Here is a 13,963-nt window from a genome sequence, read left to right on the forward strand (position 1 = left end):
GGCAGGGCGGACGTTGCCGTAATATCCCTGGTCAGCACCGTAATATCCTTGGTCAGCAGGGTCGCCGTAGGGGTCTTCACTGGCAGGGCGGACGTTGCCGTAATATCCCTGGTCAGAACCGTAATAGCCTTGGTCAGCAGGGTCGCCGTAGGGGTCTTCGCTGGCAGGTCTGACTTGGCGATCGCCATATTCCCTATCTTGTTCATATTGATCGTTTTCAGACCCTGTGAAAAAATCTCTTGCCTTTCGCAAAAAATCATCAACCATAATTTATTACCGAATTTATAATGCTGGAGCTGGTTGTGCAGTAATATCAGTTAAATCGCGCCCTGTGGGACGTCTGTTGTAACCTTGAAAATCTCGATATTGTTGTGCTTCCGACTCGGGAACTCGAATTCCTTCAGGTGGCGGTGTCACCCAATGAGCGCGGCCTTGTTCGTCGCGGTAGTAAACACGTCCATTCTTGGAAAGGTAATACTTGCCTTGTGGCCCTGTACCTTGGGCATTTTTTCGCTGGTTATAGATGTAGTAAAGTGCGGCAGCGCCTACCAAAATTGCCACCTTCTGCCCTGTACTCAATCCTTTCTTCGCTTGGGGTTGATTTCTAGGGGCAGGATTATTCACATTTCTACCAATAGTATCATCAACAGGAGGCGGTGGCGCGCTAGTTTGGGAACCTCCACCGCAGCTAGTAAGCATTGGAACTATTAGCAATGCTGAAAGAAAAACCGCCAGCAGACGCGAAACAATTTTACGTTCTTGGAATATTGTGTTCATCCTCAATTCCTCATCACCCTGCGTTTGTTAAATGCCCTTTTTTACAAGCCATATTAAAAACTGCACTTAGATAGTGCAGTGCAAGATTATTAATGCAATGGTGATGGAAGTTTTAAATTATTCCCTCTAGCCTTTGAATGAATCTGCATTCATACCAAAGAAATATGCGGTTAAATAATTTACTAGCCTCTTTTTTAAATACATCTGCAAGGTGTAGATTTTAATTTGCTGGTATTGCTCGATGAATTAATATATTTAAATCTCAAAATATTTTCTGGACATTTTCAGTATTTACACTTAGATTACAAGTTTTTATTAAAATTATACTTGTATAGATTGCCCTCAGAAGACTGGGGCTATACAGACAAAACCCACTTGTGCGGGTTTCTTTTCTACTGGATTTATCAATATGGCATCAAAAAATTCTGGTTTAAAGGCTAGGGAAGCTTTAGTTGAAACTCGCCTTCTTCTAGCTTTGTGGGATATGGGAGGAACAAAACAGGAAGTCAAAAAAGGGGAACTAACGAAGCGAATTGTTACTAAAGGTAAGAAGGTAGCAGATTATCAGGAAATTTTTGAAGAATTGGAGAAAAAAGGTGCGATCGCCATCTCTAAAAAAGGCTATTCTCTGGTATCTCCTGAAGGTTTAGAGGTACTGAGTGAAGGTTTGAAAAATTCTGATTAGAAGTTTGAAGGGACTATTGTTGGTACTTGTGCGGCGAATGCTTTGCTGAAGTGGATTAGTCAGATGAATGGTGTAGCTAATAGTGCATCTGTATTAGTTAACGGCGTAAAGAGTGTGATCGCATCTTATAAGGAGTTTGAGAAAGTCACATTGGGAGTTTATGACAGATTAAATAGTGACTATAACCTGAATCATTTAGTACCGATTTATCGAATTCGTCGAGAAATAGGCGAGCGTGTTAGTCGTTCCAATTTCAATAAATGGTTGCTGGAAATGCAAGCTAACGATATTTTGCAACTACAAGGCGGAAGTGTAGAAGACAGCGCACCGGACAAGATTGAAGATTCCATAACTACAGGCAAGAGATAGCAGCAGCTTTACTTAATGAAGTAAGACAGTGGAAATACACTCCCCAGCATTATATTAGTAGCATATATCCTAATTGGTTAAATAAATATTCTACAAAAGTAATTGATAAGTTAACAGAAATTGTCCTGCAATCAAAGCCAGAAATAACTAATCCTTACTTGGTTAAAGCTATTTTATGGACACTATCTTCTGTCCATGCTAATTATGCAAACTACTGGTTATCTGGATTAGAACTAACTCATGCACAAGCTGAAGTAATGGGATTACCGAATCCTAAATCAGAAGATAGAGAAGCCGAAGCATTAAAATTTGTTCGCCAAATTCTAGAATTAACTAGTGATTATAGGATTCCAGTTATTTGCTTTGATGAACTAGATATTGCAGATATGGCTGACAACGGTTTTACAGCAGCACAAGTAGTTGCTAGTTTAGCCAAGGATTTATATAACAGTATCAAACGTGGTGTTTTACTGTTAGCAATGTATCCTGCTACTTGGAATGACCAAATTAGGAGTTTGTAACAATATGGACAACAGAAGGATTACAAGAAATACTACGACAGCGTCAGCATATTTTCTTAGCATACTTGCGTGTCTACAAATTTCCTGAATCTGAAAAAGTTACTATTAATTTGAACATTCAAGATAAAGCAGGAAGATTTGCCAGTTTACCAAATTGTTTAAATACTTATAATGCAACGCCAGTATTAAGCGATCGCATCTTCGCCCAACGAAAACACCAAATAGAAACTTTACAACCTCCACTCCATCCAGAATTAGAAGAATTGCAAGGTGCTTTAGCTTCCCTTGCTATTACCAACTCCGTCGCTAAACAATTAGAAGAGGATATTAAAGTATTTTTAGGTTGGAGTCATAAACCATCTACTCTCAAATTAGATCCAGATTTAGCTTGGATTGAGAGAATTGCTGAGGTAGGCAATTCAAGTAATGGCCATGCATTTGAAAAATTAGTACGTAGAAGTTTGATTAAACTAGGTTTTAAAAATACTAACTCTAAACCAGAAGCAAGTCTTGATTATGAAGCAACTGGTGGTGCTGGAGGTTTAGATTTTTATTGTGATTTTCCTTATCAATTAGTAGGAGAATGCAAAGCCACTCAAAGCGAAAAAGTGCCTGATGGAACAGCAGCCCAACTAATCAAGCTTGGATATAAGCATCTTCAAGAAAAATTTGATAACTGTGTTAAATTAATTGTCGCTGCTGGCGAATTAACAAAAGATGCTCTCAAAACTTGTATTGGTAATAAAATCAACGTGATTACACCAGAAACTTTGCAAAGTTTGGTTGAATTTCAGAGCAGGTATTCAATTCCAATTGACTTATTAAAGCTCAAAGAATGTTTGCAAAATTCTTATGGATTAGCTGATACAAAAATTCAGCAGTACATAGCCGACATTCGCAAAAATTTAGAAGTACGTTCACATATTGTTGAGTCTGTCAAACAGCTAGGTGAAGCAAAACAAAAAGGACGTGAAACCGTCGAAATTCGCGTACAGTATAATGCTGTTTTCGTCAAAGAGCAAATTTTACAGCTAGATGATGAATCAGTCCATGAGTTACTCATAGAACTCTCATCACCTTTAACCGGTTACTTGGGACGAATTAAAGGAACTGATTGGAGAAGCGATCGCTTTTATTTCCTCCGCGATTTACCAGTTACTAACATCTCATAATTCACTCCCTGAAAACCTTGGGAACATCAGTATTTGTGGCTTGAAAAAATTCCTGCTTCTCAAAGCCAAAAGTATTAGCTACCAGCGAGTTGGGAAAACTCTGAACTTTTTGATTATATGCTTGCACCGCTTGGTTGTAGCGCATCCGTTCTACAGCAAGGCGATTTTCAGTACCCGTTAACTCGTACTGAAGATTGGTAAACAATTGGCTAGATTGCAATTGGGGGTTAGTGGCTGCATAATCCCGAAAACGGTCGATCGCTTGATTAATTTGTACTGTTGCAGCAGCTTTTTGATTGGGAGTAGTTGCTTCTAAATAAGCCTGACGCGATCGCACCAACAAAGCGACTAACTCTTTTTCCTGTTTGGCATAGGCTTGTGTCACACTTACAAGGTTGGGAATCAAATCAGCACGTCGTTGGAGTTGATTTTCTACTTGCGCCCAAGCTGCTTCAACTCTAGTGCTACTGCTTTGGAGAGAGTTGTAAGTCCAGCCACACCAAACAGTTAATGCAGCTACTATACCTGCACCGACTATCAGCATTCTTTGGCGCAGATGCGCTAGCCGCTTCTGTTCTTCTAGTTTCTGCTTGTGCTTTGCTTGTACATCTTGAATGGCTTGCTGAATAAACTCGGCAGGAATATCGACTTCCTTTCCAGCTGCTACCAATTCAGAAGCTGAGTAACTCTGGGTGTGATTGGCATAATAGCGCGAGGCTAACTCTAGCACCTCTGGGGCAATTTCTTCGGGAATTCTCTTATCTGGATTGTTCATAGCATTTATAACTTACAAATTCCAACGAATTAAGCAGATGGGCGTAATTAAACATAAAATGCTTATACCCAGACACTAAATAAGATAAGTCTTTCTCCTTCTGCCCTCTGCCTTTTACTTACCAACTACCACCAGCACCACCACCGCCGCTACTACCACCGCCAAAGCTGCCGCCGCCACCACTGAAACCGCCACCGTGGGAAGTAGGGGGAGGGGGAGGAGGAGGGGGAGGTAAGCGAGGGATGATTTCGTCTTGTTCTTTGTGATCAGAACAACAGTGACAATTGTCAATAATTAGACGCCTTCCAAAAGAAAATTGCGTAGCTGGGAATAGAGTTTTATGAGTGCGCGTGACTGTCAACTCCTGACAGATAGAGCATCTTCTAAATTGAGACCCACCAGATTCCCGTCCAACAATGTTAAATCCTATATCAGTGAGCTTGTGGCTACAGTTGGGGCATTTCCACCCCTCAAATCTGACACTACCAATTTTTTGTGCTACTTTTTCTGGTTCACTCAGATGTGACTGGAGTGTAGTGTTATCTACTTTTGTCATTGGCTGGCGGCAATCAGCGCATAGAAAAATGCGATCGCCCCAACGATAGCGCGTACGTCCTTCTGATGCAATCTCAACTTTACGAGGGCGACGTATCAAAAAAACAGCACTCACCCCCGCCAACACAGCTGTTCCGCCTCCGATCAGGACTCCCCAAGGAACAGTATCATCCGCAGTAGTTTCCTGATTGGGAATTGGTTCTTGGTTGGGAGTCGTCACTTTTTGCCCAGAAGACGACGACTTATCACCCTCTAGGACGATCACCAACGCTTTTGTTCCTGCTAGCGTACCACCTTCAAAATCTCCTTGTTTAAATCGCGGGATAATTTGGGTATCGATAATATTACCGACTTTGGCATCAGGTAAAATTGCTTCCACACCGTAACCCGTCTCAATTTCTACGCGGCGATCGCCTACTGAAATCAAAAACAAGACGCCATTATCTTGTCCTTTCTTGCCAATTCCCCAATTATTAAACAGTTCCGTGGCAAATTTTTTGGAGAACTAGCAGGGGCAGTTTCTGGCACAGTTACCACCGCCATTTCTGTACCATTTTTCGCCTCTAATTGAGAAATTATTTGATTGATTTGAGCTTCTGTTTGATTGCTGAGAATACCTGCCATATCACTCACCCAACCACCATTTTGCTTTCGGGGATTGGGGACTTCTTGGACAGTCACAGCCAAGCTAGAAAGAGGATAAAGAAGTATGGCGGAGGAAATAAACTCAGCCAAAAAACACGCTTATATTTAAGTAAATTTAATTTCATTGCTTTAGTCTCCAGCAGACAACTATCTGGAGTGTGTTTGAGAAAAATAGCTTCTGTTATCGGCTAGTTCTCTTACATATTCTGACAAACAGAAGGACTCATTAATTTTTGACTCACTAATTAAAAAAGTTGTTTCAATATCCCTCTACTTCTATTTTACTTTGAATGTGAATATAGCAATCCTATTTAAGTTGTAAACAATCACATCGCCCAGATCCTTGAGTTTTTAGAAAAGTCGGGGAGCTTGTTTTTCATATGCTACTGGACAAATATAGGCAATTAAGGGCTATTTGCGTTATACAAATAATAATGAGGACTCTTCGTAAAAAACGTAACGCCCTACGCCAATCACTGGCGGTATTTCGCTACAGTGGACGAGCGATCGCTTTAGTATGGAATACTAGCCGTTCTCTCACAATTATTCTGGCGACTTTAACTCTGGTGGCTGGTCTTTTACCAGCAGCTGTAGCTTACATTGGTAAGTTAATTGTCGATGCAGTAGTTTTTGCATCTCAAAATACACAAACTAACAATATTGTCAATAATTCTCATCCTTTAATATATGTAGGGTTTGAAGCTATTGCTGTCGCTTTACTTGCTTTTAGCCAGAGGGGGCTGACGATTTGTCAGTCGTTGTTGCGGGTATTACTCGGTCAACGGGTAAATGAACTAATCTTGGAAAAAGCCCTGACTTTGGAACTGACGCAGTTTGAAGACTCGGAATTTTACGACAAACTGACAAACGCTAGACGAGAAGCTTCCATTCGTCCCCTGTCACTAGTGAACCGCACCTTTGGCTTGGTACAAAGCGCCCTTTCACTTTTCACCTATGGGGCTTTGTTAATCAACTTCTCAATTTGGGCAGTGGTTGTACTGATTCTAGCAGCAATGCCTGCATTCATTGCTGAAACCAAGTTTGCCGGAGAAGCCTTTCGCTTGTTTCGCTGGCGTGCGCCAGAAACCCGTCAGCAGCATTATTTAGAAACCTTGGCAGCTAGAGAAGATTTTGCCAAGGAAGTCAAACTCTACCAATTGGGTGAGATGTTGTTGGAACGTTACCGCAATATCTTCTATCAACTCTACGATGAAGACCGCAAGTTAACAATTCGGCGGGGGCTATGGGGATATTTGCTGAGTTTGTTAAGTACCATTGCTTTCTATGTCGCATACGCTTGGATTGTGCTGGAAACCGTCGCAGGCAGAATTTCTTTAGGCGATATGACGATGTATCTCACCGTATTTCGCCAAGGACAGACGACTTTTTCGGGTGCGTTGACTTCTATCGGGGGAATGTATGAAGACAACTTGTATCTTTCCAATCTCTACGAATTCCTAGAGGAGGAAGTACAACAACCAAGGGGTAAAGCTACTAAAGGCGTCAAACCTGGTGATGGTATTCGGTTTGAAAACGTCACATTTACCTATCCAGAAAGTACCCAACCTGCCTTAACCAATATTTCTTTTCACGTGAAACCAGGAGAGAAATTAGCTATTGTTGGCGAAAACGGTTCCGGCAAGACTACTCTAATTAAACTACTGACTCGACTCTACAACCCTAGTTCCGGCAGGATTTTACTAGATGGCTTGGATTTGCAAGAGTGGGATGTAGATGTGTTGCGGCGACGCATAGGTGTAATTTTCCAGAACTTTGTTCGCTACCAATTTACGGTAGGAGAGAATATTGGTGTAGGTGACGTGGCACGGATGGAAGATAGAGAACTGTGGGAAATTGCTGCCGAAAAGGGGATGGCCCTACCTTTTATTGAAAAATTGCCCGCAGGTTTCACCACTCAACTGGGTAAATGGTTCAAAGGTGGACAAGAACTTTCTGGAGGACAATGGCAGAAAATTGCCCTTGCCCGTGCTTTTATGCGAACTAACGCAGATATAGTAGTGTTGGATGAACCAACATCAGCAATGGATGCCCAAGCTGAGTACGAGATTTTCAATCATTTTCGCACCCTCACCAAAAATCAAATGGTGTTTCTAATCTCTCACCGTTTTTCGACAGTGCGGATGGCTGACAAAATTCTAGTGATTGAAGCAGGGGAAGTGGTAGAAGAGGGAAATCACGAGGAATTATTGCAGGCTGGAGGCACTTACGCGAGGCTGTTTTATTTGCAAGCGGCGGGGTATCAGTAGGGATGGGGAGATGGGGAGATGGGGGGATGGGGCAATGGGGGGATGGGGAGATGGGGAACTCACCGGCCCCCACTCCCTTAGGGGAGTGGGGATTAGGGGCAGTGGGGAGATGGGGGGATGGGGAGTGGGGGGAGTGTGTAGAAGCGCTTTGTGCGGCTTCCTGTGATGATAATGAGGGTAGATTTAATTTCTCCTATCAGCTTGTTTCCACTAGATTTGTATCAAAAATTGAGAGAATCGATACCTCAATATCTATTTTGAGTCCTATGTAACATCGACGCGATCGCCCACCAAGTCCCCAGTATCTCAATACTTTTCACCCAATACGGTTCAGATAATCTACTACATTGATGTAGTAGATCATTTGCTGTTGCTGCTCACAATGAACATATTTGTAATTGAGTTGCTGGTAGATTGTACTAAACGTTTGACAAGGCAATCATTAATTACTACTTAAGAAGTATAAGAAGACTACTTGTATTTGCTAGCTTTTTTCTCAAAACAGAAATCCTTATACCCAATGAAGCAGCTAAATAAATTTAGAATTGTTACTTAAGAAAGATGCTTTTATGAGTATAAAATGAGCAAGCTTAAGTCATAACAGTAACTTCAATATTGTTAATGTTTTAGTGCTGTCTAATAAAGTAAAGCTCTAATTTTTTAACTGCTATGACTAGTAATATGTCATCCAACAATGTCTGTGAATCTGCTAGAAATCATCAAACTGTAGAAATTTCTCTGTTACTCGCAAACCTCAAAAATAATATTTGGTTTTGGGGTATTTTTTCTTGGATGTTTGGAGTCACTGATAGAGGTGTTGCTGCGTTTGCTGATGGCTATTTATCTCCGATAGAGATTCTACAAATATGTGCAATCTCTTTCTTATTCTTGAGTTGGCTGTTTTTGAAGCCAGATGAAAGCTTGAATGATGATGAGGGTGTTTCTTCAAGTGAGCAAACTGACTTAAGTCATTATCGCCATGAAGCATTATCTACAGTTAGAGATAGAATGCTTCAGTTGCAAAAACAACATATGATTAGTCAGGCGTATACTCTGCCTTTTCCTTATGTATGTCAAATTTATCATCTGTTAAACTTAAAACATTTGGAAACAGTTCACAGCTTTAGCCTAAATAATTTAAAGGTTGTTAATGTTAATTATGTTCAGGCTACAAACAATGGTGGAATGCTAAAGTTTCAAACCATCTTAGCTGTATCAGGCATCAATATTTTAAGAATTTGGAGACAACCAATAGTCGAAGTAGATTTAATATTGCATACTCCTTTTACTGTGGAATTGAGCATTCCAGTTTATAATAATAAAAGAATAATTGTCATATTCAATGCTCTTCCTTTAAGCAGTAATGCCCATAAATTCTTTGTAGATATTTATAGTGATCTAGAGTGGCCTAAGCCAGTAATGCAAATTATCTTACATTTTGCCTCTTGTCTCACACTATATGAAGATTTACCCTATCTACGCGCACTTGCCAAAAGAAATATAGACCGTTTAATCAGCTTAAATAAGATTTCTAATCACCAAACCATGTGGCTGTTTAGAAGATTCGTTGAACTATATGGTTCGAGTATAGAACCTGCTGATAATTTAAAACTATTGAGTAGCCAAGAAGATAAATAATCGTGCGATCGCGTTTTATCCGACAGGGTTAGACAGGGATGGGGTGATGGGGTGATAGGGGATGGGGAGTGTGAGGAGTATGAGGAGTGTGAGGGGTATGAGGAGTAAGTATTAAACAACCGACTACTAACCACTAACCACCAACAACCAACTACCAACGACTTATAGATACAATCGGAATGCAAGCAGAGATTGATAAAGTTCTGCATTCTGGAGCGATCGCCAATGAAATTCATTTCTGAACCGTCGATACCTGTAAAAATTCAAAAGATGAAAGAACGGGTGCGCTGGGGTAATGCAAGTATCGTCCAGCGTGGGATTGATCAAACTTGCATGGTGATCGATGATCGCAACTCGGATAATCCAGAATTTTCGTTTATGGTGATCGGCGATAGTGGGACAAAATCATATTACCAACACCACCCCCAGCGCCAAGTTGCGGAACTGATGCTACCGCACCAAGAGGAATGTAGTTTTGTCTTGCATACAGGTGATGTAATTTACATTGTTGGTTCCCGCGAGTATTATCCCCGAAATTTTATCGAACCTTACCGCGAGTTCATTGAGGGTGGAGAAAACTACAAGCGTATTCTCTACGATCGCATGGTTTTTAAAACCCCGATTTTGCCAGTTCTCGGCAATCACGATTACTATGATGTACCGTTGATGTATCGTTTGCTGGCAGGAAGTACGTTACCACTACGCCGCTTGTTCCGGTACAAAGATATCGAAATTGGTTGGCATGGTTCCTATCAAGGAGATGCCTATGCACAGGCATTTTTGGATTATCTCAAAGCATTCCATTCTAGGGAACAGTTAGAATTTCACCTCGACGAACACTACACCGCCAAAACAGACACAGGACGCTGTTTGCGCTATGAACCCGGACGTTTTACCCGTCTACCCAACCGTTATTATACTTTTCGCTACGGGGGGATTGACTTTTTCGCCCTCGACTCGAATACTTTTAACGCCCCATCACCGCTACCCGCAACTAAAGAAGGAGAAAGCAGTCGCCGTCAACTAGAGAAGCGCCGCCACGAGATTGAAGACGAAGAAATGCAAATTTTGGAAGCGTGCGATCGCCTCAACCCAGATAATCCTGAAGAAGCGGAAAGACTCGACGCCCTCAAAGCCAAGTTATACCAAATTGATGAAGTCAAAATAGACATCGAAAAACAACTCACATCTCACCAGGAACCAGCTACCGACTTTGAACAATTGGAATGGTTTAAGCAAAGGCTAATTGCATCTTGGCACAGCCAAGAGGTACGGGGGCGAGTAGTGTATTTCCACCATCCTCCCTATGTTACTGAAGCGAGTAAATGGCATCAAGCCCAAACTTTAGCAGTACGTCGGCGTTTGCGTTGGTTATTTGATAGTGTGGCACAAACTCTTGGTTCCGCAACTCAGGGGCGTCCCATTGTTGATTTAATTTTAAATGGTCACGCTCACTGCTTAGAATATCTCCGCACTACCGACACTGGCTATGGTGACTCTCACCTCAATTGTATAGTCTGCGGTGGTAGTGGTCGTCGTCCCCGTCGTCAGCGAGAGGAAGGGACAGAGTTAATGGAGACTTTTGAGTATTTAGAAGGAAGTCCGACTCGTAAAATTGCGGATTCACTTTTATTTGTTGGTCGCAATGGATACGATGTTTTCAAGCGACTGCCATACTCATGTGTGCGAATTGACGTTAGAGGTGGCACTCCACCCAAGTTTGTTGTTAAACCACTGGTTGCCGAACGGTTTCAAGGAGAGTGGTTTAACAAAGAAATGGAACCATTTGAGATTTAACTAGAACCACATGTTTATCTTTGAGGGCTAAAGTCCTTGAGGAAGCTAAGTAAAGCTTTATTGACCTCCTGGGGATACTCTGCGGGAACCCAATGACCAGCACCAGGGACGATAACCTGTGCTTTCAAGTTCGGAACTAACTCTGTCATTGCGTCAAGACTCATACCTGGAAACTGCAACACAATATCTTTTTCGCCGGCAATGAACAATGCTGGTTGCGATATCTTCTTGCCTTCCAACTGGGGAGTAATTTCCATGTTGCGATCGATATTGCGATACCAGTTCAAGTTGCCACGAAAGCCACTCTGTTTGTACTGTGCAACGTAATATTCTAAATCTTCTTCGGTCATACCTTTCGGTAGCTGTTCGGGATCGCTCAGTCCATCAAGAAAACCAGACGTTGATGGTTTCGGATTCAGGACGATTCCTTCGGGAGCGGAGGCGCTAATACTATAGTGAATTATACGTAGGGTACGGCGAATGTCTGCTTCAAATTCAGCTTCAGCAATCCCAGGCTTTTGGAAGTAAACCATGTACCAGAAATTGTCCCCAAAATTCTCTTGCTTTGTTAATGCTCCAACTGGGTAACGAAAGTAGGGGACACTCATGCCCACAACAGCATTAACTCGTTCTTCATATAGCAGTGCTGTATTCCAAGCTACAGGCGCACCCCAATCATGTCCGACAACAATGAAAGTTTCGTGACCGAGAGCATCAGCAATTCCAACAACGTCTCCTGTTAAATGGAGTATGTCGTAAGCCTCGATTTCCTCTGGAGCATCGCTACCGTCGTATCCGCGTTGATTGGGAACGGCCACTTGGAAGCCTGCTTCTACAAGTGGGTCGATTTGATGACGCCACAGATACCAGCACTGAGGCCAACCATGAAGTAGGATGACGAGAGGTCCTTGACCTTCAACCACCGTATTCAGATGAACTCCGTTTGTTTCAATCCTACGAAAGTTGCGCTCCTTCATATTGAAGCCTTTTCTATTTCACTACCTACGTACCCATAGTAACCCTCATGAAGACTCTGCTTTTGCCCATGCTTAAAAGCTAGTGCTAGCGTGTCAAGCCTTAATTTGTGAATTAATAAACCGCATGAGGCAAGAGAGAACACACCAGATAGAAGAAGAGATTTATTGCAACATTTTAGCCTAGACACGCTACTAGCTTATGGTTGCGCTTTAGTAAAGAATTATTTGCAGACTAATACAAAAGTGAAACAGAGCGATCGTCATCTTTGCAAGTAAATTTGAGAAAATTTTTAAAAGAGCTAGTATTAATTCTTGGAAAAACCGCAAATTTCAATTTCTTCTTGGTTAAAAGCATCCTTCAATATCTTGCGGAGAAGACGCTGAATATGAAGGTGTTTTCCAGGCTTAACTTTTGTCAGCGTCAGCAGCAACAGATGATTCTCCCCAAAATGTTCTATTCCAGCTACTCGCGTAGGTTCTAAAATATCCTGTTCATCAGCTTTTAACTGTTGTCCTACCTTTTCAACCACCCTATACACATGATCTAAATTTGAGTCATAGGAAACGCTAAGCTCCACCCTTGCATATATATATTGCTTGGAGTAGTTGATAATTGAGCCAATATCCCCATTGCGAATAATCTGCAATTGTCCATCAGGATGGCGGACATGAGTGGTTCGCAGTTCGATCGCCTCTACAACCCCCTCAATATTTCTCTCTTCCAACTTGCCAACTTCAACATAATCACCTACTAAGTAATAATTTTCAAACAAAATCAAAAATCCACAAACGACATCATTAATCAGATTTTGCGCCCCAAGACCAACTGCTATACCCACAATTCCTGCACCTGCTAAGATGGGCGCAGGATCAATGCCAATCAGCTTGAGTATAGTTACTCCAGCAGTAAAGTAAACGAAATATTTGGCAAAACTCCGCATTAAGGGAATCAGCGTCAGTCGTTTCTGTTGTTGTGAGTCATTAACATCTGTAGTTTTTAAGTAGAACTCATCAAGAATGAAGTAAACGACTTCAACCAAAACGTTGCTAATAAAGAAAACCCCAATAATCTGCACAATTGTAGGGGTATAAGAACTTATCCACGCAATAGGTTCTATTTCTGGAACAACAAGGTTTACTATGCCAACATAGAGGACGTATTCTAAACATTTTTTGAAGAGTGGAATTAAGTGGCGTAAACGTTCGTATAAACTCAGTAGATTATTAGAACTAGAGTATTTAAGACTTAGGGCATCAAGCGTATCAACAATAGTAGCAACAGCTTTGACAATTAGTAACCCAACTGAAATAGTAATATATATTTTTAAAACAACGTAAATGTATTTTGGAAAGACTTCTGGTAGGTAGAGAAATTTAGCACATAGGATAGCAGAAGATATCCATAGAGTATGAGCAATAATTCTTTTTAATACCCTAAAAAAAGCCTCGATACTCTCATCATTAGCCTTGATTTGATCGATCTTCTTAGCGTAGTTGCAAACCTGATCTATACCTCTATGTAAGACTGGTATGCTAAGTTTAACTAGCATTAGTAAACTCACAATTTTTAAACTCGCCGTGAAGATATTGATCCAAAATTGAGTAGGAAGAGTGCGGATAAGATTAAGTTGAAATTCCTGAATGTTTCCGCCTCGATAAATTACCATCCCATTTATACCGACCAACGCCAGACATAGCACCACAGAAGTCAGAATTAAAATTCTGCTGATACTCCGGCGTAGTAAGGTAAGATTTGCTGTTCTTCCTTGTAGCCAAGAAACCTGA

12 protein-coding genes and 2 pseudogenes are annotated in these 13,963 nt (G+C 41.4%); 7 read left to right on the forward strand and 7 right to left on the reverse strand.

Annotated elements, in window-relative coordinates; translation table 11 throughout:
- Positions 1–267: hypothetical protein (locus UYI_RS0114285; protein ID WP_016867329.1), on the reverse strand; the 267-nt coding region annotated here is incomplete at its 3' end.
- Positions 268–282: 15 nt separating this feature from the next.
- Entirely contained in the window at positions 283–777 is a 495-nt protein-coding gene (locus UYI_RS0114290; protein ID WP_016867330.1) for a hypothetical protein, read from the reverse strand.
- 409 nt (positions 778–1,186) lie between these two features.
- Here UYI_RS0114290 and UYI_RS38315 point away from each other — a divergent pair.
- The 3 genes and pseudogenes from UYI_RS38315 (at position 1,187) to UYI_RS32605 (ending at position 3,524) form a co-directional block, all read left to right on the forward strand.
- Positions 1,187–1,831, forward strand: a pseudogene (locus tag UYI_RS38315) (hypothetical protein).
- Positions 1,822–2,349: pseudogene (locus UYI_RS0114305) on the forward strand (hypothetical protein); the annotation flags it as partial. The pseudogenes UYI_RS38315 and UYI_RS0114305, both read left to right, overlap by 10 nt.
- A 53-nt stretch (positions 2,350–2,402) precedes the next feature.
- Positions 2,403–3,524, forward strand: coding sequence for a DUF1802 domain-containing protein (locus UYI_RS32605; protein ID WP_235147948.1), 1,122 nt, complete (start codon positions 2,403–2,405; stop codon positions 3,522–3,524).
- 1 nt (position 3,525) lies between these two features.
- On the opposite strand, the gene UYI_RS0114315 is transcribed toward UYI_RS32605, so the two are convergent.
- From UYI_RS0114315 to UYI_RS39675, 3 genes are all read right to left on the reverse strand, one after another.
- Positions 3,526–4,299, reverse strand: a complete 774-nt coding sequence (locus UYI_RS0114315) for a LemA family protein (RefSeq protein WP_016867335.1) — start codon at positions 4,297–4,299, stop codon at positions 3,526–3,528.
- Positions 4,300–4,417: 118 nt separating this feature from the next.
- Positions 4,418–5,335, reverse strand: coding sequence for a TPM domain-containing protein (locus UYI_RS32610; protein ID WP_277876802.1), 918 nt, complete (start codon positions 5,333–5,335; stop codon positions 4,418–4,420).
- Positions 5,278–5,589, reverse strand: coding sequence for a TPM domain-containing protein (locus UYI_RS39675; protein WP_258003594.1), 312 nt, complete (start codon positions 5,587–5,589; stop codon positions 5,278–5,280). Before UYI_RS39675 ends, UYI_RS32610 begins: the two co-directional genes overlap by 58 nt.
- A 344-nt stretch (positions 5,590–5,933) precedes the next feature.
- Between UYI_RS39675 and UYI_RS0114325 the strand changes: the two genes are divergently transcribed.
- From UYI_RS0114325 to UYI_RS0114340, 4 genes are all read left to right on the forward strand, one after another.
- The gene (locus UYI_RS0114325) at positions 5,934–7,766 is read left to right on the forward strand and encodes an ABC transporter ATP-binding protein (RefSeq protein WP_016867336.1); all 1,833 of its coding nucleotides are present in this window, start codon (positions 5,934–5,936) and stop codon (positions 7,764–7,766) included.
- Between the two features lie 50 nt (positions 7,767–7,816).
- On the forward strand, positions 7,817–8,038 hold the full coding sequence (locus tag UYI_RS37655) for a hypothetical protein (RefSeq protein ID WP_162140398.1): 222 nt from the start codon (positions 7,817–7,819) through the stop codon (positions 8,036–8,038).
- 397 nt (positions 8,039–8,435) lie between these two features.
- Positions 8,436–9,404, forward strand: coding sequence for a hypothetical protein (locus UYI_RS0114335; RefSeq protein ID WP_026085952.1), 969 nt, complete (start codon positions 8,436–8,438; stop codon positions 9,402–9,404).
- Between the two features lie 225 nt (positions 9,405–9,629).
- Entirely contained in the window at positions 9,630–11,201 is a 1,572-nt protein-coding gene (locus tag UYI_RS0114340; protein WP_016867339.1) for a metallophosphoesterase family protein, read from the forward strand.
- A gap of 14 nt (positions 11,202–11,215) precedes the next feature.
- Here the strand turns inward: UYI_RS0114340 and UYI_RS0114345 are convergent, their stop codons facing one another.
- Both UYI_RS0114345 and UYI_RS32620 read right to left on the reverse strand, forming a co-directional pair.
- Positions 11,216–12,178: an alpha/beta fold hydrolase gene (locus UYI_RS0114345; RefSeq protein ID WP_016867340.1), complete on the reverse strand. Its 963-nt coding sequence runs from the start codon at positions 12,176–12,178 to the stop codon at positions 11,216–11,218.
- Between the two features lie 305 nt (positions 12,179–12,483).
- Positions 12,484–13,963: mechanosensitive ion channel family protein (locus tag UYI_RS32620; RefSeq protein WP_035138594.1), on the reverse strand; the 1,480-nt coding region annotated here is incomplete at its 5' end.

Source organism: Fischerella muscicola PCC 7414 (assembly GCF_000317205.1).
GTDB classification, from domain to species: Bacteria; Cyanobacteriota; Cyanobacteriia; order Cyanobacteriales; family Nostocaceae; genus Fischerella; species Fischerella muscicola.